Origin of the sequence: Prevotella sp. Sow4_E9_plate, assembly GCF_052116205.1 — a bacterium.
Lineage (GTDB): Bacteria > Bacteroidota > Bacteroidia > Bacteroidales > Bacteroidaceae > Prevotella.
Map to the genome: position 1 here is coordinate 34,762 of NZ_JBQKLN010000017.1, position 25,632 is coordinate 60,393.

A 25,632-nucleotide genomic window follows, 5' to 3' on the forward strand; every position below is an offset into this window, starting at 1 on the left:
ACCAGATTTTTCACTCTTCATTCTTCACTCATTACTTTCCCCTATATCCTCCCACAGCTGTACTTGGGTCATAATCCTCACCTTCTCTCGGGAAGGAAGGGATGAATCTCATCTGATGCTCTATCTGGCGCTGACGCTTCTTCATATAGGCACTCGGATGAAGAGAACTGAATTTGCGGGGATTAGGCAGTGTTGCAGCAATCAGGGCGCACTGGTCACGGAAAAGATCCTGCGCTTTCTTGTCGAAATGATACTCAGCCACAGCATCCACACCATAGATTCCAGGTCCCATCTCGATACTGTTGAGATAAACCTCCATGATGCGCTGCTTGCTCCACATCATTTCGATGAGAAAGGTGAAATACACCTCGAAGCCCTTGCGGGTCCATGATCTTCCCGGCCAGAGGAATACATTCTTTGCTGTCTGCTGACTGATGGTACTGGCTCCATGCACCTTTCCGCCACGGGCATTATTCTTGGCTGCACTCTCGATGGCATTGAAGTCAAAACCGTGATGCTTCAGGAACCGGGCATCCTCACTCGCCATCACAGCCACAGGCATATGGGGAGAAATCTTGTCCATCGAAACCCAATGATGATGCAATGTAATACTCTCACCATCAGCTATTTGCTGAAAGCTGCGGATAAACATCAAGGGAGTGAAATACACCGGAATGAAACGATAGGCTACAACAGCAAGAATGGTGGTACTGAAAAACAGCACCACCACCCATCTTACTATATTTCTAATCTTCTTGAGTATCATTATTTCAATGTACCGTTATTAGCAGCGTTAACCATTGCCTGAGAAGCATACATGTATACCTCTACACGACGGTTAGCCTGACGGCCAGCTGCTGTTGAGTTGTCTGCAACAGGATTAGAAGAACCGAAGCCCTGAACAGATTTGATCTGTGAATTCTGCACACCACAAGACATCAGGTAGTTGTATACAGACTTAGCACGGTTCTCGCTCAAAGGCAAGTTGATACCATCGTTACCGGTGCTGTCAGTATAACCCTGGATAGAAACCTCGCAGTCTGTATTATTCTTCAATACGGTAGCAAAGCTAGCCAAATCGTTCTTGGCATTGGCATTGAGAACATACTTGTTGGTCTGGAAGAGGATACCAGAATCGAAAGTAACTTTTACTGCAGCCAAACCGTTGGCATCAGTCACAGTCTCAACCTGTGCATTCTTCACAGCCTCAGCCTCGGCCTTTACCTTATCCATGTGCTTGCCAATCAGATTACCTGCAGTACCACCAACAGCTGCACCGATAGCAGCGCCTACAGCAGCACCAGTTCCACGATGGCTATTATTCAACAAACCACCAACGATTGCGCCCAAGGCAGCACCTGCACCTGCACCAGCAGCTGTACCTGTCTTCTGACTTGTTCCACAACTTCCCAAAACGAGCAGCGCTGAAAGTGCTACTACTGTAAAATTCATCTTTTTCATTACTTATTCTCCTATATTTTATGTTATTTAAATGCAAAGATACGTATTTTTTCTCCAATAAGGAGAGATTTCTAATATTTTTTTGTATTTTTGCATGCAAAATTAAAGGTATTTGTCCAAACAGGGTAAGGAAATCTCCTATTTTAGGGTGGAAAATCCCTATATATGACAAAAAAGATGATACCTTATTATACAATATAGAAGAATAAAAATAAAATATAAAATAGTAATATGGCTAAAGAACTTAAGAATTTGACCAAGCGCGCTGACAACTACAGTCAGTGGTACAACGACTTGGTAGTGAAGGCTGACCTCGCAGAGTTGTCTCCTGTTCGTGGTTGTATGATCATCAAACCATACGGTTACGCTATCTGGGAGAAGATGCAGCAGCAGCTCGACAAGATGTTTAAGCAGACAGGTGTACAGAACGCATACTTCCCTCTCCTCATCCCGAAGAGTTTCTTCTCTCGTGAGGCAGAGCACGTGGCAGGTTTCGCCAAGGAGTGTGCAGTAGTTACCCACTATCGCCTCCGTTCTACAGAGGATGGCACAGAAGTTGAGGTAGATCCTAACGCAAAGCTCGATGAGGAGCTCATCATCCGCCCTACTTCAGAGACCATCATCTGGAACACATATAAGAACTGGATCCATTCATGGCGTGATCTCCCTATCCTCTGCAACCAGTGGTGCAACGTAATGCGTTGGGAGATGCGTACCCGTCCATTCCTCCGTACTTCTGAGTTCCTCTGGCAGGAGGGTCATACCGCTCATGCTACCAAGGAAGAGGCTGAGGCAAAGGCTCAGGAGATGCTGAAGGTTTACGCTGATTTTGCAGAGAACTACATGGGCGTTCCTGTTTTGCAGGGTGTGAAGAGTGAGACTGAGCGCTTCGCCGGTGCCCTGAACACTTATACCATCGAGGCAATGATGCAGGATGGTAAGGCTCTCCAGAGCGGTACTTCTCACTTCCTGGGTCAGAACTTCGCCAAGAGTTTCGACGTAACATACTTGAACAAGGAGAACAAGCCTGAGTATGTATGGGCTACTTCATGGGGTGTTTCTACCCGACTGATGGGTGCCCTCATCATGGTTCACAGCGATGACAACGGTCTCGTATTGCCTCCAAAGCTGGCTCCTATCCAGGTGGTTATCATCCCTATCAACAAGGGCGACGAGCAGTTGGCTCAGATCACAGCCAAGTTGCAGCCAGTCATCGACCAGTTCCGTGAGCTCGGCATCACTGTGAAATATGATGACAATACAGCTAAGCGTCCTGGGTTCAAGTTTGCTGACTACGAGTTGAAGGGTGTTCCTGTTCGTCTGGCTATGGGTGGACGTGACTTGGAGAACAACACCATCGAAATCATGCGTCGTGATACATTGGAGAAGGAGAACGTTAGCTTCGACGGCATCGTAGAGCGCGTAAAGGATATGTTGGAAGACATCCAGAAGAATATCTTCGAGAAGGCTCGTTCTTATCGTGATGCTCACGTTTACGAGTGCGACAACTACGAGGAGTTCAAGGAGCGTGTGAAGGACGGTGGTTTCTTCCTCTGCCATTGGGACGGTACAGCCGAGACCGAGGCAAAGATCAAGGAGGAGACTCAGGCTACCATCCGCTGCGTGCCTTTCGCTTACGAGCAGACTCCAGGTGTAGATATGGTAAGCGGCAAGCCAGCCGTAGCCCGTGTCATCATCGCAAAAAGCTATTAATCATCCCCGGTGTCGGGAGTTCATCCTGACACCATAATATATTTAACATGAGGCAGTTGATACTTTACATCCTTTTTCTGATGTCCATGGTCTTCGCAGGCTATGGAGAGGTATCTGCTGCCTCCGTTTCTTATACCTCCGACCCTCTTCCAAAGAAGGATAAGCTGGCTAAGGTAGAGTACGACCAGCATCAGGGTGATGCCCAGCTGGAGAATGCTTCCGAGCTCGCCTATTGCATTTGCAGCAGTCGTCCGCAGCGCTTATTGCCTAGTGGTAATATGCACGGAAATCAATCAGCAAGTAGATTGCTTTCAAATAGAATTCATTTATTATTCACCCTTTTATCCGCTATAGATGGTGCGATGGAGCCTTTCCGCCAGGAGACCGCCCCTATCCACTTTGATGTCGCCAGCAAATATTATATCATTTGCCTGCGGCGTCTCCTCTGTTAGCACTTGTTTTTCTCTTATATACATAATATATCATATCGTTTGTCGCATCATCTCTTCAAGATGCGATAAGGATTATCACACCCCTAGCATAACAAAAAAACAGTACAATATATATATTCATTTAAGATAAAAACAAGTAATAAGATTATGGCAAAGATCAATCATATAGAAATGGGTGAAGACGTAATGGCACTCAATGACGTACAGGTAAAGAAGGGTTTCATGGGTTGGAGCGTCAAGCTCACCTACAAGCCAACACAGAGCAAGATCCAGATCAAGGAGAAGGAATATACTGCTGAGGACGGAAAGAAGCTTGAGAACATCCTCACTGCTGCTCCAGCAGAAGTGGAAACTGCCATCAGCAAGTTTCCGGTTTCAGCCATCAGCATGGGCAACTTCAAGTTGCAGGCATGTCTTTCTGACGATTCTCAGTTTGCTGCCCTCCAACTCCTCGCCTACAAGGATTTCGGCTACAAGCCTGTTACCGAGATGAAGGTTTATACCGGTAGAACCGCCGAAGTATTCTCCAGACTGTTCGCATAGTAACGATAGATAACTATCAGATAGGTTCACCCTCTTCATAGATGGAAGAGGACTTTATTTCATGTGTTTCATGTGCTCCACTTTGCTCCCCGCAAGTGGAGCATTTTAGATTCATTACAGTCATCTTTATAAGCAAGGCGGTCTCAACCTTTTTTCATAACTTCGCAGCAGCTTTCAAGAACGAAGGCTGAAGCTGAACTTTAGCGTTTCACTCTTTTTATAAGCAGCGCATGCTAAAGAATATAAAGAAATATGTATCAATAGGTTATATAGAATTTAAACATCCCTTAAACGCAGTTTTTACCCCATTTTCAGTGTTCAGAGTTCAGTATTCAGCCTGATGTTCAGTCTCATGAGACATTGAGCAAAGAAGTACTATCAATCTTAATTTACCGAATGGTGAACAGCGGGGTGAACACTTGCCCCAAGCATTCACCTTTTCGGCTCAGGGGTGAACCCTAGTAAAAAGAACTTTGTATATACAGCGCATGCTAGAAATATAAGAGTCTATATTATAATGGGTTATATAGTGTTTTTAACACATTATTAACGCTAAAGGTTGGCATCGGGGTTCACCCTTCACCGACTTCATTGTCAAGTGTTCACCCCCACTCTTACTTAGAGACCGACTATTCCCTGCAGGATACCGCCCCGACCTGCCCTTCCAGGGGTGGGTAGGGTAAGTAAGGCGTAAACAAGATAGTTACGATTGCTAAGTATCATAGTTACGATTGCTAAGTATCATGGTTACGATTGCTAAGTATCATGGTTACGATTGCTAAGTATCATGGTTACGATTGCTAAGTATCATGGTTACGATAGCTAAGTATCATACTTATGGAGTTATACCAAGCAGGCATTTCCATATCTTCTGATGGACGGCATGAACGAGGCCGGCTTTGCCGTATCCGTACTCCATCTCGACGGCAAGCCAACCCAGCAGGCAAGCACGGGCAAGAAACTGACTACAACCCTGGACTTACGCATGATGCTGGATCATTCCAAGACGGTAGATGAAGCTCTCAAGATTCTGGACGGATATGACCTCTGTATACCGGATAATGACGGTAACTATCATTTCTTTATGGCAGATGCCACGGGCCGTTATGCCATCGTAGAATTCGTATATGACAAGGACCACCAAAGCAAGATTTACATCGACGATGAATATACGGGTGAAGACGGAAAGACTCATTTCAAACATCCTGACGTATTGCCAAACACCCGCGAGGTGATAGAAAAGCGCTATGCCAGCAACTTCTATGTATCTGAAACCATGGCATGTTCAGATAAAGGTCCGAAACTCTCGAACCACGGCAAGACCCGCTACGATATTATGGATTTCGTTCTGAAACAGAACAGCAACCAGTTGTCAGAGGAAGGAGCCATGAATCTGCTCAATGGTGTGAGTCAGGCAGAAACTCCAGGCAATCCAACGAGCCATACCCAGTGGTCGGTGATATACAATCTCTCCCAGCGCAAGGCAACCGTCTGCGTGAACAGAGATTACAAGAACAAGTTTACGTTCTATGCAAAAGAAGACATTTTATGCAAAAGAAGATTTTGCCGAGAAATAATATAAAAATAGGTCTAGCGACCCCCGCAAAGCGCGGTGTTGCTAGACCTATCTTCTAATCTATCAAGAACTTATATTCTTATTTTAGTCTTCATCAGCAAACTCATCAAGAGTATATGCGCTGCTGCCATCGAAACAATGGGTACATACCTGGCACTTTGGAAGACCGATAGCCTCTACCAGCTGCTCGATGGTATTGAACTTCAATGTAGTCAAGCCCAACTGGTTGGCAATCTCATCTACCATCTTCTGATACTCAGGAGAACCAGTGGTAGCGTATTTATCAAGATTCTTGTTGGCATCACCCTCAAACTTCTCGATGATGCGACGGGTAATCAGCTCCATATCACTCTTTGAAGAAGTGAAGTTGATGAACGGACAACCATATACCAATGGAGGACATGCAATACGCATATGGCACTCCTTCAAGCCTGCCTGGTCGAAAAGCACCTTCACGTTGTCGCGAAGCTGGGTACCACGAACGATACTGTCATCACAGAACAACACACGCTTGCCCTTGAGCATCGCCTTGTTAGGAATCAGCTTCATCTTGGCTACCAATGAACGCATGCTCTGGTTGCTTGGAGTAAAGCTACGAGGCCATGTAGGAGTATACTTGGCAATACAACGCTGATAAGGCACACCCTTGCCGGCAGCATATCCCATCGCCATACCAGTACCAGAATCCGGAATACCGCTGCAGCAGTCTACCTCAACATCATCACTCTTGGCGAGATTGAAACCGTTGGTAAAACGAGCCTCCTCTACATTCTTGCCCTCATAGGTAGATGTAGGGAAACCATAGTAAACCCAGAGGAAAGAACAAACCTGCATCTTCTTGTTGGCAGGACGAAGCTGCTCCATCTTGTCGGCAGTAATCTTGACGATTTCTCCCGGCCCCAGCTCATATTCTGTTTCATAATTGAGGTTAGGGAACGAGGTGGTTTCGCTGGAAGCAGCATAGGCACTATCCTTCTTACCTATAATTATAGGTGTACGTCCCCAACTGTCGCGAGCGCAGATAATACCATCCTCGGTTAGAATCATCATGGTACAGGAGCCCTTGATGTGGTGGAATACATTCTCGATACCTTCGCGGAATGTCTTACCCTGAATAATGAGTAATGCAACCAACTCGGTTGGGTTGGTGCTGCCTGAAGACATCTCTGCAAAGTGCATGTTCTTGTCTAGCAGGTACTGGGTTAGTTCATCCTTGTTTACAATCTTAGCTACAGTACAAATGGCGAAACGGCCAAGATGTGAGTTCATGATTAATGGCTGCGCATCCGTATCGCTGATTACGCCGATACCAGATGTTGCTCCCTCAAACTTGTTGAGTGTAGGCTCAAACTTCGTTCTGAAATAAGAACTTTCAAGGTTGTGAATTGAGCGCACGAAGCCTTTCTCACTACTGTAAGTTGCCAAACCGCCTCGACGTGTGCCGAGATGTGAGTTGTAATCAGTGCCGTAGAACAGGTCTGCGACACAACTTTTCTTGGAAATAGTTCCGAAAATACCTCCCATAAGAGTATAATTCTATGTTATTGTTTGTAATATTGGGTGCAAAGGTAATAAAAAGATGTAAATTATGCAAGAAAAAACAGTCGATTTTCAGAATTTTAATGTATCTTTGCGCTCAACATAAGGTGACTTTGCACATGAATATCAGAATGAACATCATACTGAGCGCGGGTATTATCATAGCCAAATATGGCTATGACCAGATGCCTCCGGTCCTTTGGCTCATTCTCCTGCTGGTCATGACTGGCATGGCTATCATCCTGCGGAAATGGATACTAAGCCAGCACATCCTTTTATATATCTGTATGTTTCTTCTGGGTGGTCTTCTCACTTCCTATCAGGAATATCGGGAGCAAAAGCCTGATACCTATTTTACGATAGATGAACTTTCGGAACTGGACCGGTTTCAGATAACTGCGCAAGAACGGAGAGCGGAAACAGAACAGAAGATGAAGGGATTGGGCATTGAGAATGAAGACTTTGGGGTCATTGCAGCAATGGCACTGGGCGACAAGACGGCGCTGGACAAGGACACGAAAGAGGTTTATTCCGTAGCTGGAGCAAACCATGTATTAGCCGTAAGCGGACTGCATATCAGCATCATCTTCCAGCTGCTCATCATGCTGTTAGGTGGCAATCGCCGCCATATCTTCGTCATTTTTTCTGCCCTTCTAGCCATCTGGATGTATGTTCTGTTCATTGGCGTGCCTGCGAGTGCCGTCCGCTCTGCCACCATGCTGAGTGTTTATGGATTTGTAATGATGACCCGGCGAAAAGGAGAATCGCTCCATTTGCTCTCCACCGCTTTAACCTTCATGCTATTGTGGAATCCACTTTATCTCTTCGACCTCAGTTTCCAGATGTCGTTTGCGGCAGTTGGTTCCATCATCGTGTTTATGCCGTTGCTCAGTTCTCTTTACCATCCTGCTCATCGCCTATCACAATGGATATGGAGTATGCTTTGCGTATCGGCAGCTGCCCAGATTGGAACTCTTCCGCTCATCACTTATTACTTCGGGCGCATCTCGTGCTATTCCCTTCTTACCACATTCATTGCAATTCCTGCCGCCACGGGCATTCTTTACCTCTGTTGCATGCTGATGTTGCTGAGTCCCTTCCTGCTTCTGTCGCCGACAGTCGCTCCCGCCTCCTGGCTGACAAGCTGGATTGCCAAGGCATTGGTATCCATCACTCATTTTGCCAATACCGCCTTCCATCTCATCTCCTTGGCTCCCGGTGCCAGCATTGATGGAATCCACCTTCCCCTCCCTGCCCTATTCTGCATCTATGCCGTCATTGGATTAGTGTATGCCGGATGGGTAAGAATAAAAAGGATAAGAAACAAAATGGCGAGAAGTCAGGAAGACTTCTCGCCGGAGAATGCATTATTTATGAATCATAGATAATGCTCAAAAAAAATAGGGTTGTCGGGAGAAACCACAGAAGGCATCTCCCAATCATTTTCATTCATTAATCCAACTTCAGGCTCTTCTTGATAGCCTCGATCTTATCCATTGCAGCAGCTGTGCAGCGGTTGTAGCAGCCAGCGCACTTGAATGAAGGATCCTTAACCTCAATATAGAACTTGATCTTAGGCTCTGTACCTGATGGACGGACACTTACCTTGGTGTTGTCATCGCAGAACCACTGGAGTACATTGCTTGTAGCAGGCATATCGAGCTTCTCTACGCTGCCGTCAGCATGCTTAGCCTCCAAAGACTGGTAGTCCTTCCAGGTTACCACCTTGCTGCCACCCAACTCCTGTGGAGGGTTGGCACGGAAGTCTGCCATCATCTGCTTAATCTCGTCAGCACCGGTCTTACCTGGGCGAACTACGTTTACAGTAAACTCCTTGCTGAAGCCATACTCTGCATAAATCTGCATCAGGAGGTCGTAGAGAGTCTTGCCCTGATCCTTAGCCCATGCTGCAATCTCGCAGATGAGGCAGATAGAAGCAGGAGCATCCTTATCACGTACCTTATCGTATGGCAAGAAGCCGAAGCTCTCCTCACCACCACCGATGTACTGCTGCTTGCCCTCAGAGATAGCAATCTCGCGTGCAATCCACTTGAAACCGGTGTAGCAGTCGCGCAACTCTACGTTGTTCTTCTTGGCAATCTCAGCAATAACTTCTGTTGTTACGATGGTCTTTACGAGGAAGTCTGTTGGCTTCAACTTGCCCAACTTCTTCTTGTTCTCGATGATATAGTAGCAGAACATCATGGCTGTCTGGTTACCATTGATGATCATCCACTCACCCTTGTCATCACGGCAAACGATAGCCAGGCGGTCAGCATCTGGGTCAGTAGCTACCACGAGGTCAGCGTTCAACTTAGTACCGAGCTTCATACCGAGGGTCATAGCCTCTGCATTCTCTGGGTTAGGAGAAACCACTGTTGGGAAGTTACCATCTACAACCATCTGCTCAGGAACAACATTGATGTTCTGGAAGCCCCAAGAACGCAGACAGAGAGGAACGATGACACGACCTGTACCGTGCATAGCTGAATAAACGATGTTGAGGTCTTTCTGACGGTTGATGACATCCTGGTCAATCATAGCAGAATGAACGGCTGTCATGTAGTCGTAATCCATCTCACCACCGATAATCTTGATTTTATCCCAGTTAGCCTCAAACTTCACCTGGTCGATAGTAACCTTGTTCACCTCCTCGATGATACCTGTATCATGAGGAGCCAGAACCTGAGCACCGTCGCTCCAGTAAGCCTTGTAACCGTTGTACTCCTTAGGGTTGTGAGAAGCTGTTACGTTGACACCAGCCTTGGCACCGAGCTCACGGATAGCGAAAGAAATCTCTGGTGTAGGACGGAGGCTCTCGAAGAGATAAGCCTTGATGCCATTGGCAGAGAAGATGGCAGCTACGGTCTCAGCGAAGAGACGGGAGTTGTTACGGCAGTCGTGACCTACCACTACAGAAAGGTTCTCCTCACCTGGGAAAGCCTTGAGAATGTAGTTAGCAAAGCCCTGGGTAGCCATACCAACGATATACTTGTTCATACGGTTGGTACCTGCGCCCATGATACCGCGCAAGCCACCAGTACCGAACTCCAAATTCTGATAGAATGCATCAACGAGAGCAGACTTGTCCTCTGCGTCGAGCATTGCCTTTACTTCCTTACGGGTTTCTTCGTCAAAAGCAGCTGTGAGCCACTGCTGTGCTCTTTCTTCACACTGCTTGATTAATTCTGCGTTATTAGCCATAGTTTGATTCTATTTTGTTATTAATAATGTTCATATAGAGGGTTGTGCTCGAAAACAGCACAATATATCTCTTTTTGCGTACAAAGTTATATAAAAATTTTGATAAACCAAACAAGATTGAAGTTTTTTTTGTATTTTTGCACATTGAAAAAGAAATAAAATAAAAAGTTAGGTATATGGAATTATATTATACGGGCGTCATCATCGCCATTTCCACCTTTTTAATAATAGGTATCTTTCACCCTATTGTTATCAAGACAGAATATCATACCGGCACCCGATTCTGGTGGGTGTTTCTCGTGACGGGTATCATCTGCGTAGGAGCAGCCTTTCTGGTTGCCAATGTCCTCGGCTCTGCTCTTCTGGGCGTAGTAGGAGCTTCGTGTCTCTGGAGCATCGGTGAACTCTTTGAACAAAAGGAAAGATGCGAGAAGGGATGGTTCCCGAAGAACCCGAAACTGGAAAAGAAAGGATACTATAGGGACGAAGTGAAGAGTGAAATGTGAAGAGTGAAGAATTCAAGTGTATAGGAAGAAAAATTCAACGAAATGAAAACAGAACTCATACTGGTCGGAAAGACCGTGAACAAGCATTTCATTGCGGGCATCAAGGATTATGCCGAGCGCATCACGCACTACATGCCGTTCAATATAACCACGATTCCTGAGCTCAAGAATACCAAGAGCCTCAGCGAACAGCAGCAAAAGGAACGGGAGGGAGAACTGATTCTGAAGCTTCTGCAGCCTTCTGATACCGTGGTATTGATGGATGAGCATGGACTGGAATTCCGAAGCATAGAGTTTGCGAAGTGGATAGAACGCAAGCAGGCTACGGCTAGAAGGCTTGTGTTTATCATCGGAGGTCCTTACGGATTCTCGCAGGCAGTATATGACCGCGCCAACGAGAAGATCTCGCTTTCCAAGATGACCTTCTCGCATCAGATGGTACGCCTTATCTTTACCGAGGCACTCTATCGCGCATGTACTATTATAAAAGGTGAGCCTTATCATCACGAGTAAAAGAGGATCACTAATCATAAAGCTCAAAGTTCAAAGTTCAATGTCAAAAGAGAAATATATAGAGATTAAAGGGGCGAGAGCCAACAACCTGAAGAATATCGACGTGAAGATACCGCAGGGCAAGTTTGTTGCTATTACGGGGGTCTCCGGGTCGGGAAAGTCTTCTTTGGCTTTTGATACCTTATATGCAGAAGGTCAGCGACGCTATGTAGAGTCGCTGTCTTCGTATGCCCGCCAGTTTCTGGGCAGAATGAGTAAACCGGAATGCGATTTCATCAAGGGATTACCACCTGCCATCGCCATCGAACAGAAGGTGATTTCACGCAATCCCCGTTCTACCGTGGGAACGAATACGGAGATTTACGAATATCTCCGACTGCTCTATGCCCGCATCGGCAAAACCTATTCGCCTATCAGCGGACAGGAAGTGAAGCGCCATACCACAGAGGATGTCTTAGCCTGTACCCGCCAGTATTCAAAGGGTACCAAGTATGTCATCCTTGCACCTATCCATGTCATCGAAGGCAGAAGCCTCAGCAAGCAGCTGGAGATGTACATGCAGGAAGGCTATGCCCGCATCATGGAAAAGAATGAGTTTATACGCATCGAAGACTTCCTGGAATCTGCAGACAAGGAACTGCTGGAAGCCAGCGGAGATGACCTCAAGAAAATCATAGAACAACAGGGAAAAGAGATTTATCTCGTCATCGACCGTGCGTCGGTAAGTGATGAGAAGGACGACATCAGCCGTCTCTTCGATTCTGCCGAGACAGCCTTCTATGAAGGAGACGGTGCCTGCCGAATTCTCTTCCTGCCTAGCAATATCAGCTACGATTTCTCTACCCGTTTCGAGGCAGACGGCATCACCTTTGAAGAACCGACAGACAACATGTTTGCCTTCAACTCTCCACTGGGCGCCTGCCCTACCTGCGAGGGATTCGGAAGCGTGATAGGCATCGATGAAAAACTCGTGATTCCCAACACCTCGCTAAGTCTTTACGACGGCTGCGTGGTTTGCTGGCGTGGAGAGAAGATGGGCATGTGGCTCAAAGAGTTTATCCGCCGTGCTGAACCATTCCACTTCCCTATCTTCAAGCCATACTATGAGTTGACCCAGAAGGAAAAAGACTGGCTCTGGCATGGTCTGCCTACAGAGAAAGACCGGGATCCGCACGACCGTGTGAGCATCGATGAATTCTTCAGAATGGTGAAGGAGAACCAGTACAAGATACAATACCGTGTGATGCTGAGCCGATTCCGCGGAAAGACCATCTGTCCGGACTGTCACGGAACCCGACTCAAGAAGGAAGCCAACTATGTAAAAATAGGTGGCAAGAGCATTACGGAACTGGTAGACATGTCGGTTACCAATCTGAGTGCATGGTTCAAGAAGCTGGAGTTGACCGATCACGAGAAAGAGATCAGCAAGCGACTACTCACAGAGATAACCCATCGTCTGCAATTCCTTCTGGATGTGGGACTTGGTTATCTTACACTCAACCGCCTCTCCAACAGTCTTTCTGGCGGTGAGAGCCAGCGCATCAACCTGACCACCAATCTCGGTTCATCGCTTGTAGGCAGTGTCTACATCCTCGATGAGCCAAGTATCGGTCTGCACAGCCGTGATACCGATCGCCTCATCAAGGTTTTGAGAGAACTGCAGGAACTGGGCAATACGGTAGTGGTAGTAGAGCACGATGAAGAAATCATGAGAGCTGCCGACTATCTGATAGATATCGGTCCGGATGCAGGACGCCTTGGCGGAAGAATGGTTTATTCCGGACCTGCATCAGAATATTCCGTAACCGACCAGAAAGAACAGGAAAAGCTTCTGGCGAAATATCCGGAGAGTTATACCATCAAATATCTCACCCATGCCGAGAAGATAGAACGTCCAACCAGTCATCGGGCCTGGAACATGGCGTTGGAAATCAAGGGAGCACGCATGAACAACCTGCGTGGCATCGACGTAAAGATTCCGCTCAACGTGTTCACCGTAGTAACCGGAGTATCCGGTTCAGGAAAGAGTTCACTCATCAAGGGCATCCTCTACCCTGCCATGCGCCGCAAGCTGGATCTGGTAGCCGATGCACCAGGCGAATATACCTCGATAGAAGGCGACCTGAATGCCATCAACCACGTAGAATTCGTAGACCAGAACCCTATCGGCAAGAGTACGCGAAGCAATCCTGCCACCTATCTGAAGGCATACGATGCCATCCGTACGCTCTTTGCCAACCAGCCACTTGCCAAGCAGATGGGTTTCACCGCACAATACTTCTCCTTCAATACCGAGGGAGGACGATGCGAGGAATGTAAGGGGGCGGGCTATGTAACCATCGAAATGCAGTTTATGGCTGACCTTACCCTGACCTGCGAAGCCTGCAAGGGCAAACGGTTCAAGCACGACATCCTGGAAGTGAGATACGGAGGAAAGGACGTGAACGACGTACTCAACATGACCGTAAACGAGGCTATCGAGTTCTTCAGCAACGAGAAGCTGCAGCACAATGAAGAAGACTTTGCATCCTGCCGCATCATCGTGAGCCGCCTGAAGCCATTACAGGAAGTAGGACTCGGCTATATCAAGCTGGGACAGAACTCCAGTACCCTCTCCGGTGGTGAAAACCAGCGTGTAAAGCTGGCATATTTCATCGGCAAGGAAGAACAGTCGCCAACGCTTTTCATCTTCGATGAGCCAACCACGGGACTTCACTTTCACGACATCAAGCGACTGCTCCATGCCTTTGATGCCCTGATAGAAAGAGGACATTCGCTGGTAGTCATCGAGCACAACCTCGATGTCATCAAGTGTGCCGACTACATAATCGACCTGGGACCGGAAGGCGGAGATAAGGGCGGCAGTCTGGTTGTGGCAGGAACACCGGAAGAAGTGGTTGCCTGCCCAGAGAGTCTGACGGGCAAATTCCTGCAGAAATATCTATAGGTAATGAAGCAAAAGACAGGCAAGCGAAGTAACTATTAATATAAATAATGTAAAAAATTAACGTTATACTAAACTTTATGTGTACTTTTGCATCGAATTATATAAAAAAGAAAAGAAATAATAATAAAATAAGAAAGGAAATGAAAAAGAAAAGAATCATATTGGCATTGACTATGCTTGTAGCTATCACAGCGACAGCCTCTGCCCAGGCAGAGATAAAGTTTGAAAAGCTCGTTCATAACTTCGGAACCTTCGAAGAGAGCAACCCTGTGCAGAAAGCAACATTTACTTTCACCAACGTGGGCGACAAACCTCTTATCATCAACCAGGCTATTGCTAGTTGTGGATGTACAGTACCTTCATATACCAAGAAGCCTATTGCTCCAGGTCAGAAGGGACAGATCAGTGTGACTTATAATGGCAAGGGCATGTTCCCTGGACATTTCAAAAAGAGCATCACTGTTCGTACCAATGGCAATGTAGAAATGTCACGCATCTATATCGAAGGCGTGATGTCTGAAAAGAAATAATCATGATATTCTATTTTTCAGGAACAGGAAATACCAAGTGGGCAGCTTCCAAACTGGCGGCTGCCACACATGACAGCTTGATATCCATCGCCCCTTATATGAGAGCCGATGATACCAAGTATGATATGACCGAGCCGTTTACCCTCCAGGAGGATGAACGGCTTGGTTTCGTTTTTCCGGTACATGGCTGGAGAGTACCGAGACTGGTGAGAGAGTTTATCGCAAATCTCAAGATTCAGAGAGCAGAAAACACAGAAGATGGAAAGAAAGAAGAGACAAGACGTCCTTTCGTCTACTGTGTATGCACGGCTGGTGACAGCATCGGACTCACCATCGAGAACCTCAATGAGGTCATCTCATCCAATCCTTCTCTTGCAGATCTGGGCATTACAGCCGTAGATTCGTCCTACTCCCTGATTATGCCGGAATCATACGTGGGACTTCCTTTTATGGATGTAGACCCAAAGGAGCGTGAAATCCGGAAGAAGGAAGAGGCGGCACAGGAACTGGCGGTGGTATGCGAGGAGATATTCAATCGCAAGCAGGGCGTAAACAGGCTCGTAAAAGGTCCCATTCCCTGGTTCTTCACAAAGGTAGTAGGAGGATTCTTTGAGAAAGTGCTCATCACCGACAAGCGATTTCATGTTGAGAAAGACCGCTGCGTGAAGTGTGGCATCTGTGCCAACGTCTGTCCGGTAGGTGATATCAAGGGCGGTCATGGTGCTTACCCGGAATGGCTGCATCACAAGGATTGCCTCACCTGCTTCACATGCTACCACCATTGTCCGCATCATGCCATTGAGTTTGGAAAACAAACCCGGAAGAAGGGACAGTATTTCTTTAAGTAGAGAACTGTATTCCATGATAGAACGGAAAGTATTTCATTTAATAATAACCCATCCTAAACAGTTTAACTATATGAAGAAAATCTTACTAAGCCTGGCATTTTCATGGATGGCAGCAAGTTCTTTGTTTGCTGCCAAAGCAAAGCCTGGCGTATGCCGACTGATGATGACTGACGGAAGCTACGTTTCTGCTACCCTCAAGGGAGATGAAAACTTCCATTACTATACCCTCCTGGACGGTACTCCCTTACAGAAGATGACCAACGGGACATACGAGATATCATCAACCCAGGCATTGCAAGCTAGATTACAGGCTAGCATGGCACGCAAAACGAGAGCCAGCAGTATCGGAAACCAGCAGTATTTTCCACATCTCGGAACTCCAAAAGCACTGGTTATCCTGGTAGAATTTCAAGACGTTAAATTCAAGAGCACCTCGCCGGCAGCCACCTTCAACCATTATCTCAACGCAGAAGTGGGAGAAGCAGCACCAGTTGCCGATGCCAAGGTTTTCTCGACAAAGGAAGAAACAACCAACTACGGTTCGGTAAGAGAATACTTCAAGCACTGCAGCCTGGGCAAGTTTGTTCCACAATTTGATGTGGTGGGACCGGTTACACTCAGTCAGATCTTTGCCTATTATGGAAAGAACAGAAGCGAAGACGACATTGACATTCATTGCGACCAGATGCTGGGTGAAGCCTGCAGCTTGGTTGACGATCAGGTGGATTTCTCCCAATACGATGCAGATGGCGATGGCTGTGTAGACCTGGTTTACGTCATCTATGCCGGTTATTCGGAAAGTATCAGCGGCAATTCAGATGACTGCCTCTGGCCAAAATCAGGAGCTACCCTATTCTACCGATACGACCAGAATGGAAATCCGGCAGGCAACCTGGAGTGCGACGGAATGAGCTTCTCCCGCTATGGCATCAACAACGAACTGAACGGTACCCCGAAGGATACCCAAGACGGCAAGTATCTGCTGAATGGCATCGGCCTCTTCTGTCATGAATTCTCACATACCATGGGTCTGCCGGATCATTATCCGGTATCCGGCTCATCAACCTATGCAGACAATCAGAGTCCGGAATACTGGGACCTGATGGACGCAGGAGAATATACCCAAGACGGCTATTGCCCTACTCCATATACTCCATGGGAAAAGATGATGATGGGTTGGATAGATCCTGTCACTCTATCTTCAACCCAGGCAGAACAGCTGACGCTGGAACCATACGATATGGCATCGAAAGCCTATAAGATTATGGCAGATGTTGACGACAGCAACTTTTTCATCAACGAGAACTACTCTGCCGGCATCATCAGCGAGGCAACCAGACAGAACCTCAAGAAGAGAGCACAGGGAGAATTCCTGCTGCTGCAGAATATCAGAAACGAAGGCTGGTATAAGAGCCTGCCGGGATATGGATTGCTGGTTTGGCGCATAGATTATGCTGACAAGGATTGCGTATCACTCTACGATTATCCCAACGATATCAAGGGAATATCCAGAGTGATGGTAGTACCGGCAGATGGTCTCGTCATCAACCAGATGAACTGTGGAGACAACAACACATATACCTGGAGCGATTATGACACCAGCAACCAAAACGACCCATTCCCAGCTTATGGCATCGGTAAGGATGGCAGCGATGTGAACAGTCTGACCGAGGTGAAATTCAACTGGAGTACCCTTACCTCCCGTCCTCTCTACAACATCAAGAAGGATGAAGCTACGGGTATGGTTACCTTTGATTACCTCAAGGACTTCGCTTCTACAGGCATCAGCAAGACAATCATCAACATTACCGACAAGAGACCTACAGAATACTACGATATGGAAAGCCGTAAGGTGAAGAATCCTATCAAGGGACATCTCTATATCACCAACAAGGGATATAAGATGATATTCTAGAGAAAACAGAAATATACATATAAAATAAGGAGGATGTGACTTTTCATCATCACATCCTCCTTTTTTCATATTAGAGATATTCTTAAGTCTGATAAACTCAAAGACACTATAATCAATAGATTCTAGGACCAAAGATGGTAGTACCCACACGCACCATATTACTACCGTGCTTTACGGCAATCCGGTAATCGTGACTCATACCCCAACTTCTTTCACAGAAAGCATCATCATCGGCAAAATACTTCTCCTTCACTTCCTTGAAGAAAGCATAGGCAGCATCAAACTCCTGAGCTATCTGCTGCTCATCATCCGTATTGGATGCCATCATCATGATACCGCAAATCTGCACATGATCCATCGTTCTCCATTCGCCCGCCTCCAGGAGTTCACGGCAATCATCAAACGAGAAGCCCGACTTGGTTTCTTCCTCTGCAATATGCAATTCCAGAAGAACCTTTACCACACGGTCGTGCTTGGCAGCCTGCTTGTTGATTTCCTTCAGGAGTTTCAGGCTATCCACCGATTCTATCATAGAGATATACGGAGCGATATACTTCACCTTATTGGTCTGAAGATGACCGATGAAATGCCACTCGATATCCTTAGGCAAGGACTCTACCTTCCTGGCAAGTTCCTGTTCATGGCTTTCACCAAAGATACGTTGCCCCTCAGCGTATGCAGCCTCGATATATTCGTTGGGATGAAACTTACTGATGGCTACGAGATTGACTCCCGCAGGCAAGTTGCCCAACACTTCCCGAAGATTTCCTTTTACATCATACATAGTTCAATTAATAATTAAGAATTTATAATTAATAATGATTCCTTAGCCATTTGCTTTGCTGGAAGTATGACATAAGGTATACCTAATTACTCAGCTGGCTGTTCTGCATTGCCTTGCTCATACTCAGGCACATCGTTCTTCTCCTCCTTATTAGGAGCCTGATGCTCGAATACATCCATCAGGTTGGTCTCGTTAAGACCAATTGTGTCATAGTCGATCATGGTCTTACCCATTTCCTCGTCAACATAACGGAGTGCACGGGCCAGAGACTTAGCCTGAACGAGATAGTTTACAGTAGAACGCTTCTCCTTCTCAGTCTTATCATCAAGGGTGATAAACTGCAACTTAGCCTTGTACCACTTGTCATCATCGTCTACATCGCTGAAGAAAACCTCATGGTAGGCAGCCTTTGCAATACCACTAACCTGAAATTCTCCGCTGACATAAACAGACATTTCATCGGTGATAGCGCTCTCTGCCTCTGTAAAGCTTAAAGCATCTACGAGATAATTCTCTGTAACCACCTTCTCAGAACCATCCTCCATTGTTTTCTGATATCTCACTTTGGTTGAAAACCAAGTAACATTTGATCTACTTCTCATTTTTTACCTTTTTTATTTTAAATATTTAGTTTTATAATCATTTATTTGAGGATAGGACGAACAAGCCGCTCTACCCGGTTTTGTAATTCTAAATCACTGTTTGGAGATGCAAAGTTATAAAAAAGAATGCAGAAAAGCAACAGAAACACAAGATTTTTATTAAAATATAAAATTAAATTAAAATCTTTTCCGTATTTTCAGCTAATTTTCTTAACTTTGCACACGATTAGCGAGAAGTGGGCTCTTTTTAATGGCCGTAAATTATCTTCTCGACTTGGATAATTAATAGAAAGAAAGAAAAAGATGCCAGAAATATCTGTACGCGGTCTTGAGATGCCAGAGTCACCAATCAGAAAGTTGGCTCCTTTGGCTGCCGCAGCAAAGAAACGTGGAGTAAAGGTATATCACCTCAACATCGGTCAGCCAGACCTGCCTACTCCTCAGTGTGGTCTCGATGCCTTGAAGCATATTGACCGCACCATCCTGGAGTATTCTCCAAGCCAGGGCTATCTCAGTTATCGTGAGAAGCTAGTAGACTATTACAAGAAATTCAATATCAACGTAACTGCCGATGATATCATTATCACATCGGGAGGTTCCGAGGCTGTACTCTTCTCTTTTATGAGTTGCTTGAACCCAGGAGATGAGATTATTGTACCAGAACCTGCTTACGCCAACTATATGGCTTTCGCCATTTCTGCAGGTGCCAAGATCCGTACCATCGCTACCACCATCGAGGAAGGTTTCTCATTGCCTAAGGTAGAGAAGTTTGAGGAGCTGATCAATGAGCGCACACGTGCCATCCTGATCTGCAACCCTAACAACCCAACAGGTTACCTCTATACACGCCGTGAGATGAACCAGATTCGTGACTTGGTGAAGAAGTACGATCTCTATCTCTTCTCTGATGAGGTTTACCGTGAGTATATCTATACGGGTAGCCCTTATATCAGTGCGATGCACCTGGAGGGTATTGAACAGAACACAGTGCTTATCGACTCTGTATCCAAGCGATACAGCGAGTGTGGTATCCGTGTGGGAGCCCTGATTACCAAGAATGCAGAAATCCGCAAGGCTGTGATGAAGTTCTGTCAGGCTCGTCTTTCTCCTCCACTGATTGGTCAGATAGTAGCCGAGGCTTCTCTCGATGCACCTGAAGAGTACTACCGTGACGTATATGATGAGTACGTAGAGCGCCGTAAATGCCTGATTGACGGACTCAACCGTATTCCTGGCGTATACTCTCCTATTCCTATGGGTGCCTTCTATACCGTAGCCAAATTGCCTATCGATGATTCGGATAAGTTCTGCCGCTGGTGTCTGGAAGAATTCGAATATGAGGGCGAAACCGTGATGATGGCTCCAGCTTCTGGTTTCTATACCACTCCAGGTGCAGGTCGTAATCAGGTACGTATGGCTTACGTTTTGAAGAAGGATGACCTGAACCGTGCATTGACAGTTCTTGCCAAGGCACTGGAAGCCTATCCGGGAAGAGTGGAGGATGAAGGACTATAATAATTAATAATGTATAATTGATAATTTATAATTGGGTACATACCACCATCCGCAAGGCAATTAGTAATTATTAATACTACATTATAAATACTACATTATAAATTCTACATTAGAATGAATTTTCCTCTATTTATAGCAAAGAGATTATATAGCAATCAGGGCGACAAACGTAAAGTTTCTCGCCCTGCTATTCATATAGCCACTGCGGGTGTTGCCATTGGTCTCGCCATCATGATCATGTCAGTATGCGTGGTGCTGGGATTCAAACATACCATCCGCGACAAGGTGATAGGATTCGGAAGCCATATACAGGTAGCCGACTTCCTGACCCTGCAACAGCAGAACCAATACCCGGTGGTGGTGAACGACTCGATGGTAAACGTCCTGAAGAAGATACCAGGCGTCAAGCATGTACAGCGATTCGCCATGAAGGAAGGCATTCTCAAGACTGACAATGACTTCCTGGGAGTTGTTCTCAAAGGTGTAGGACCAGATTTTGATTCAACCTTTATCCATCAGAACATGGTTGAAGGAAGCATTCCCAAGTTTGACGACAAAGCGAGCCATAACCAGATTCTCATATCCAAGTTGATGGCAGACAAGCTGAAATTGAAGAACGGAGAGCGAATCTTCGCCTACTTCATCGATGACAGCGGAGTAAGAATGCGCAGATTCACCATCAAGGGAATCTACGAGACCAATCTGAAGAAGTACGACGAGATTATAGCTTATACAGATCTCTATACAGCCGTGAAGCTGAATGGCTGGGAAGATGACCAAGCCAGCGGAGCGGAGCTCACCGTCAATGACTTCGGGAAGCTCAACGAAACGGAAGACTATATTATAAATAAGGTGAACCGTACCGTAGACCATTATGGAGAGACCTACAGCAGTGCAACCATCAAGGATTTGAACCCTAACATCTTCCAGTGGCTCAGCCTGATGGACATGAATGTATGGATTATTCTCGGCTTGATGATAATAGTAGCCGGCGTAACGATGATAAGCGGCCTGCTCATCATCATCCTGGAGCGCACTTCAATGATTGGAGTGATGAAGGCATTGGGAGCCCGCAACAATATCATTCGCCACACCTTCCTCTGGTTTGCCGTATTCATCATCGGCAAGGGAATGATATTGGGTAACATCATCGGTCTGGGACTGTTAGCCATTCAGAATCTGACAGGCATCGTGAAGCTTGATGCGCAGACTTACTACGTAAGTAACGTCCCAATAGAGTTTAACTGGCTCTTCATTCTGGCATTGAATGTAGCCACCCTGCTCATCAGCGTATTCATGCTTGTAGCACCAAGTTATCTCATCTCTCACATCCATCCAGCTAAGTCGATGAGATATGAATAAATCTCTTTATCCCATTATTGCTATCCATTTATAGCAATAATGGGATAAAAACTTTACTATTTTACCTAGTTTTTGCATTATTTTGCCCTTAGCACGAAAATAATGCACATTTTTTTTTGCGATGTGCAGTATTTTCTGTATCTTTGCACAAAATTTTGTAAATTGTGCAATGGATTCAATACCAAGTTTTAACTCATATATTGAGAGAAGCATCATCAAGAACTGGAACCTGGATGCGCTCACCGATTATAAGGGAGCTACACTCCAGTATCATGATGTTGCAAGAAAGATAGAAAAACTTCACATCCTGTTCGAGAACAGCGATGTCAAGAAGGGTGACAAGATAGCCGTGTGCGGAAGAAATAGTAGTCAGTGGGCAGTAGCCTTTCTGGCCATTATCACATACGGAGCCATCGTCGTACCTATACAGAACGAATTCAAGCCTGAGCAGATTCACAATATCGTGAATCACAGCGAGAGCAAACTTCTGTTCGTAGGAGACGTGGTAGCTACAGAGATAACTCCTGAAGAGATGCCCTCTCTGGAAGGAATTATCCACCTACCTGACAATTCACTCGTCATATCTCGCTCTGAAAAACTAACCTATGCCCGTGAACACCTCAACAAGATGTTTGGTCACAAGTATCCGAAATACTTCAGAGCAGAACATGTAAAATATCACGTAGACGCCCCGGAGGAGTTGGCGATGATTAATTACACCAGCGGAACAACAGGTTTCTCTAAGGGCGTGATGCTGCCATATAGAGCGCTTTGGGGTAATCTTGATTATCTCATCGACTCGGTAAGTCCTAAGATAGGAAAGAATTGCAACATTCTCTCTACCCTGCCGATGGCGCACATGTACGGACTGATGACAGAGTTTCTCTACAATATCGTAGAAGGTAACCACATATTCTTCCTCACCCGTCTCCCGAGTCCTACGCTCATCTCAGAGGCGCTGGCAGAAATCAAGCCCGACATTCTCTTCGCTGTACCGCTCGTGGTGGATAAGATCGTAAGAAAGGAAGTGTTCCCACATATCCAGACCAACCGCGCAAAGCTTCTGATGAGCATGCCTGTCATCAGCAAGCGCATCAAGGAGAAGGTTCGCGAGTTCGTGCTGCGTAAGTTTGGTGAGCACCCATACGAGGTAGTTGTCGGTGGAGCTCCGCTCAACAAGGAGATAGAGAACTTCTTTATCAGCATCGGATTCCCTATCGCCATGGGATACGGTACCACAGAGACTGCACCGCTCATCACCTTCGCCCATCAGGACAACTACGTGGCAGGAAGCTGCGGTGTTGCCGTGAAGCACATGGAGGTAAAGGTATTGAGCGATGACCCTGAGAATGTAGCAGGAGAACTGGTTTGCCGCGGCATCAACGTGATGAAGGGATATTACAAGAATCAGGAGGCTACAGATGCTGTACTCGACGCAGACGGATGGTTCCATACTGGCGATTTGGCTACCATGAGTGCCGACGGACATTTCTTCGTAAGAGGACGCAGCAAGAACATGCTTCTCGGTCCTAACGGTCAGAATATCTATCCGGAAGAAATAGAGGACAAACTCAATTCCCTGGCAATGGTAAACGAGAGCATCGTACTGCAAAGCAATGACAAGCTCGTAGCGCTGGTCCACCCGGACATGGATGAAGTAAGCAATCTCGGATTCACAGACGAAGACCTTGCCAACATCATGGAAGAAAACCGAAAGGAACTGAACCAGCAGATGCCAAGCTTCGCTCATATCTCACGCATCCAGTTGCACGATACAGAATTCGAGAAGACTGCCAAGAAGTCTATTAAAAGATATTTGTATCAAGACGTAATATAACAGACAATTGTATCAAAAAACAATAAATATGGAGATACCAAGCTTTAACGCACTAATAGAGAAGAGTATCATAGACCATTGGGATATGGATGCTCTTACCGACTACAAGGGAGCCACCTTGCAGTTCCATGATGTAGCACGTAAAATAGAGAAACTACACATCATGTTCGAGAATTCAGGCGTGGTAAAGGGTGACAAGATTGCTCTTTGCGGTCGCAATAGCGCCAACTGGGCTGTAGCTTTCCTTGCTACCCTCACCTATGGCGCCATCGCTGTGCCTATTCTGCATGAGTTCATGCCAGATCAGATACATAACATCGTGAATCACAGCGATGCCAAGTTGCTCTTCGTTGGTGATGTAGTAGCTACCCAGGTAGATGCTACCAAGATGCCGGGACTCGAAGGCATCATCTACATACCGGATTACTCGCTTGTTGTATCTCGTACAGATAAGCTGACTTACGCTCGTGAGCACCTCAATGAGATGTTTGGTATCAAATATCCTAAATATTTCCGCAAAAATCACGTCAGCTATTACAAAGAAGAGAATCCTGAAGAGCTGGCTATGATTAACTATACCAGTGGAACCACAGGTTTCTCCAAGGGGGTGATGATACCATACCGTGCGCTTTGGGGCAATGCCGACTTTGCCGAGAATGTATTGGGCAAGAAAATCAAGCCGGGAGATTCTATCATCAGTATCCTGCCGATGGCCCACATGTATGGCATGGCATTCGAATTCATCTTCGAATTCATCAAGGGTTGCCACATCTTCTATCTCACCCGCATCCCTAGCCCAGCCATCATCGCTGAGGCTTTCGGACGCCTCAAGCCAGCCGTCATCATTGCAGTACCATTGGTTATCGAGAAGATTATCCGCAAGAAAGTATTCCCTAAGATACAGAACAACCGCATGCGCATGCTCCTCCACATGCCTGTCATCAGCAAGAAGGTGAAGGAGAAGATCTGCGACCAGGTAAGCAATGCCTTCGGTGGAAACTTCTATGAGGTGATTATCGGTGGTGCAGCCTTCAATCAGGAAGTAGAAAGCTTCCTCCATAGCGTAGGCTTCAGATATACTGTAGGATATGGTGCTACCGAGTGTGCGCCTATCATCTGCTACGAGGATTACAAGCATTTCGTACCGGGTTCCTGCGGCAAGGCAGCTCTCCACATGATGGTTCGCATCGACAGTCCAGACCCAGAGAATGTACCAGGAGAGATTCTGGCTAAGGGTCCTAACGTGATGTTGGGCTATTACAAGAACGAGGAAGCAACCAGGCAGACCATCGATAAGAACGGATGGTATCATACCGGCGACCTCGGCACCATGGATGGTGACGGCAACGTATTCATCAAGGGACGCAGCAAGAACATGCTTCTCGGAGCAAGCGGTCAGAATATCTATCCGGAGGAAATTGAAGACAAGCTCAATTCCCTGGCTCTTGTGGCTGAAAGCGTAGTAGTACAGAAGGGTGATAAGCTCATCGCACTGGTTCACCCGGATTATGACGAGGCTCAGACGCTCAACCTCGGCAACAAAGAACTTGCCGACATCATGGAGCAGAACCGTCAGGAACTCAATTCCATGATACCAGCATACAGCAAAGTATCAGAAATCAGAATCCACGAAGAGGAATTTGAGAAGACTCCTAAGAAGAGTATCAAGCGATTCCTGTATACCATCAATGATTAAACGAATCTCGTCAAGAAATAAAAAAAGTGAGCTGTCTTCGGAAGAAGAAGCTCACTTTTTTGTTTTATGTAAATGTTGATGATATCCAA

At 46.2% G+C, this 25,632-nt stretch carries 21 protein-coding genes; 15 read left to right on the forward strand and 6 right to left on the reverse strand.

The genetic code is table 11. The features are described 5' to 3' along the window. Positions 1–31: 31 nt before the first annotated feature. Complete coding sequence (gene mtgA, locus ACTQ53_RS08575; protein WP_441932737.1) at positions 32–766, reverse strand: monofunctional biosynthetic peptidoglycan transglycosylase; 735 nt, start codon at positions 764–766, stop codon at positions 32–34. Then, positions 766–1,461 carry an OmpA family protein gene (locus ACTQ53_RS08580; RefSeq protein ID WP_294970857.1) on the reverse strand — a complete coding sequence of 232 codons (696 nt, stop codon included), beginning with the start codon at positions 1,459–1,461 and terminating at the stop codon, positions 766–768. Before ACTQ53_RS08580 ends, mtgA begins: the two co-directional genes overlap by 1 nt. A gap of 231 nt (positions 1,462–1,692) precedes the next feature. Here ACTQ53_RS08580 and proS point away from each other — a divergent pair, with 231 nt between their 5' ends. The 4 genes from proS (at position 1,693) to ACTQ53_RS08600 (ending at position 5,751) form a co-directional block, all read left to right on the forward strand. Further along, the gene (gene proS / locus ACTQ53_RS08585; protein ID WP_295346177.1) at positions 1,693–3,174 is read left to right on the forward strand and encodes a proline--tRNA ligase; all 1,482 of its coding nucleotides are present in this window, start codon (positions 1,693–1,695) and stop codon (positions 3,172–3,174) included. Positions 3,175–3,221: 47 nt separating this feature from the next. Then, positions 3,222–3,626 (forward strand): hypothetical protein, encoded by a 405-nt coding sequence (locus ACTQ53_RS08590; protein WP_295346176.1) that lies wholly within the window; start codon positions 3,222–3,224, stop codon positions 3,624–3,626. Between the two features lie 147 nt (positions 3,627–3,773). Next, positions 3,774–4,169: a hypothetical protein gene (locus ACTQ53_RS08595; protein ID WP_441932738.1), complete on the forward strand. Its 396-nt coding sequence runs from the start codon at positions 3,774–3,776 to the stop codon at positions 4,167–4,169. Positions 4,170–5,040: 871 nt separating this feature from the next. Further along, on the forward strand, positions 5,041–5,751 hold the full coding sequence (locus ACTQ53_RS08600; protein ID WP_441932751.1) for a carcinine hydrolase/isopenicillin-N N-acyltransferase family protein: 711 nt from the start codon (positions 5,041–5,043) through the stop codon (positions 5,749–5,751). 78 nt (positions 5,752–5,829) lie between these two features. On the opposite strand, the gene ACTQ53_RS08605 is transcribed toward ACTQ53_RS08600, so the two are convergent. After that, positions 5,830–7,269 (reverse strand): amidophosphoribosyltransferase, encoded by a 1,440-nt coding sequence (locus ACTQ53_RS08605; RefSeq protein ID WP_294968027.1) that lies wholly within the window; start codon positions 7,267–7,269, stop codon positions 5,830–5,832. A gap of 134 nt (positions 7,270–7,403) precedes the next feature. Between ACTQ53_RS08605 and ACTQ53_RS08610 the strand changes: the two genes are divergently transcribed. Next, the gene (locus ACTQ53_RS08610; protein WP_295346873.1) at positions 7,404–8,672 is read left to right on the forward strand and encodes a ComEC/Rec2 family competence protein; all 1,269 of its coding nucleotides are present in this window, start codon (positions 7,404–7,406) and stop codon (positions 8,670–8,672) included. 64 nt (positions 8,673–8,736) lie between these two features. Here the strand turns inward: ACTQ53_RS08610 and ACTQ53_RS08615 are convergent, their stop codons facing one another. Beyond that, entirely contained in the window at positions 8,737–10,488 is a 1,752-nt protein-coding gene (locus tag ACTQ53_RS08615; RefSeq protein WP_441932739.1) for a phospho-sugar mutase, read from the reverse strand. Positions 10,489–10,664: 176 nt separating this feature from the next. On the opposite strand from ACTQ53_RS08615, the gene ACTQ53_RS08620 reads away from it, so the two are divergent. The 6 genes from ACTQ53_RS08620 to ACTQ53_RS08645 all read left to right on the forward strand — a co-directional run bounded on the left by ACTQ53_RS08620 (position 10,665) and on the right by ACTQ53_RS08645 (position 17,747). Beyond that, positions 10,665–10,994 carry a DUF4491 family protein gene (locus ACTQ53_RS08620; protein WP_441932740.1) on the forward strand — a complete coding sequence of 110 codons (330 nt, stop codon included), beginning with the start codon at positions 10,665–10,667 and terminating at the stop codon, positions 10,992–10,994. Positions 10,995–11,036: 42 nt separating this feature from the next. After that, positions 11,037–11,507 carry a 23S rRNA (pseudouridine(1915)-N(3))-methyltransferase RlmH gene (gene rlmH, locus ACTQ53_RS08625; RefSeq protein ID WP_217760127.1) on the forward strand — a complete coding sequence of 157 codons (471 nt, stop codon included), beginning with the start codon at positions 11,037–11,039 and terminating at the stop codon, positions 11,505–11,507. 40 nt (positions 11,508–11,547) lie between these two features. Beyond that, positions 11,548–14,454 (forward strand): excinuclease ABC subunit UvrA, encoded by a 2,907-nt coding sequence (gene uvrA / locus ACTQ53_RS08630; RefSeq protein ID WP_441932741.1) that lies wholly within the window; start codon positions 11,548–11,550, stop codon positions 14,452–14,454. 140 nt (positions 14,455–14,594) lie between these two features. Next, positions 14,595–14,984 (forward strand): DUF1573 domain-containing protein, encoded by a 390-nt coding sequence (locus ACTQ53_RS08635; RefSeq protein ID WP_294968014.1) that lies wholly within the window; start codon positions 14,595–14,597, stop codon positions 14,982–14,984. Positions 14,985–14,986: 2 nt separating this feature from the next. Next, complete coding sequence (locus ACTQ53_RS08640; RefSeq protein ID WP_294968012.1) at positions 14,987–15,832, forward strand: EFR1 family ferrodoxin; 846 nt, start codon at positions 14,987–14,989, stop codon at positions 15,830–15,832. A gap of 70 nt (positions 15,833–15,902) precedes the next feature. Then, positions 15,903–17,747: a M6 family metalloprotease domain-containing protein gene (locus ACTQ53_RS08645; RefSeq protein ID WP_441932742.1), complete on the forward strand. Its 1,845-nt coding sequence runs from the start codon at positions 15,903–15,905 to the stop codon at positions 17,745–17,747. Between the two features lie 112 nt (positions 17,748–17,859). On the opposite strand, the gene ACTQ53_RS08650 is transcribed toward ACTQ53_RS08645, so the two are convergent. After that, positions 17,860–18,531, reverse strand: a complete 672-nt coding sequence (locus tag ACTQ53_RS08650) for a YggS family pyridoxal phosphate-dependent enzyme (RefSeq protein ID WP_441932743.1) — start codon at positions 18,529–18,531, stop codon at positions 17,860–17,862. 86 nt (positions 18,532–18,617) lie between these two features. After that, complete coding sequence (locus ACTQ53_RS08655; protein WP_218415865.1) at positions 18,618–19,133, reverse strand: DUF4494 domain-containing protein; 516 nt, start codon at positions 19,131–19,133, stop codon at positions 18,618–18,620. A gap of 303 nt (positions 19,134–19,436) precedes the next feature. Between ACTQ53_RS08655 and ACTQ53_RS08660 the strand changes: the two genes are divergently transcribed. The 4 genes from ACTQ53_RS08660 (at position 19,437) to ACTQ53_RS08675 (ending at position 25,543) form a co-directional block, all read left to right on the forward strand. Next, positions 19,437–20,648, forward strand: a complete 1,212-nt coding sequence (locus ACTQ53_RS08660) for a pyridoxal phosphate-dependent aminotransferase (protein WP_294702872.1) — start codon at positions 19,437–19,439, stop codon at positions 20,646–20,648. Positions 20,649–20,762: 114 nt separating this feature from the next. Then, positions 20,763–22,010: an ABC transporter permease gene (locus tag ACTQ53_RS08665; RefSeq protein ID WP_441932744.1), complete on the forward strand. Its 1,248-nt coding sequence runs from the start codon at positions 20,763–20,765 to the stop codon at positions 22,008–22,010. Between the two features lie 169 nt (positions 22,011–22,179). Then, positions 22,180–23,847, forward strand: coding sequence for an AMP-binding protein (locus ACTQ53_RS08670; protein WP_441932745.1), 1,668 nt, complete (start codon positions 22,180–22,182; stop codon positions 23,845–23,847). 28 nt (positions 23,848–23,875) lie between these two features. Beyond that, the gene (locus ACTQ53_RS08675) at positions 23,876–25,543 is read left to right on the forward strand and encodes an AMP-binding protein (protein ID WP_294968004.1); all 1,668 of its coding nucleotides are present in this window, start codon (positions 23,876–23,878) and stop codon (positions 25,541–25,543) included. Positions 25,544–25,632 lie beyond the last annotated feature (89 nt).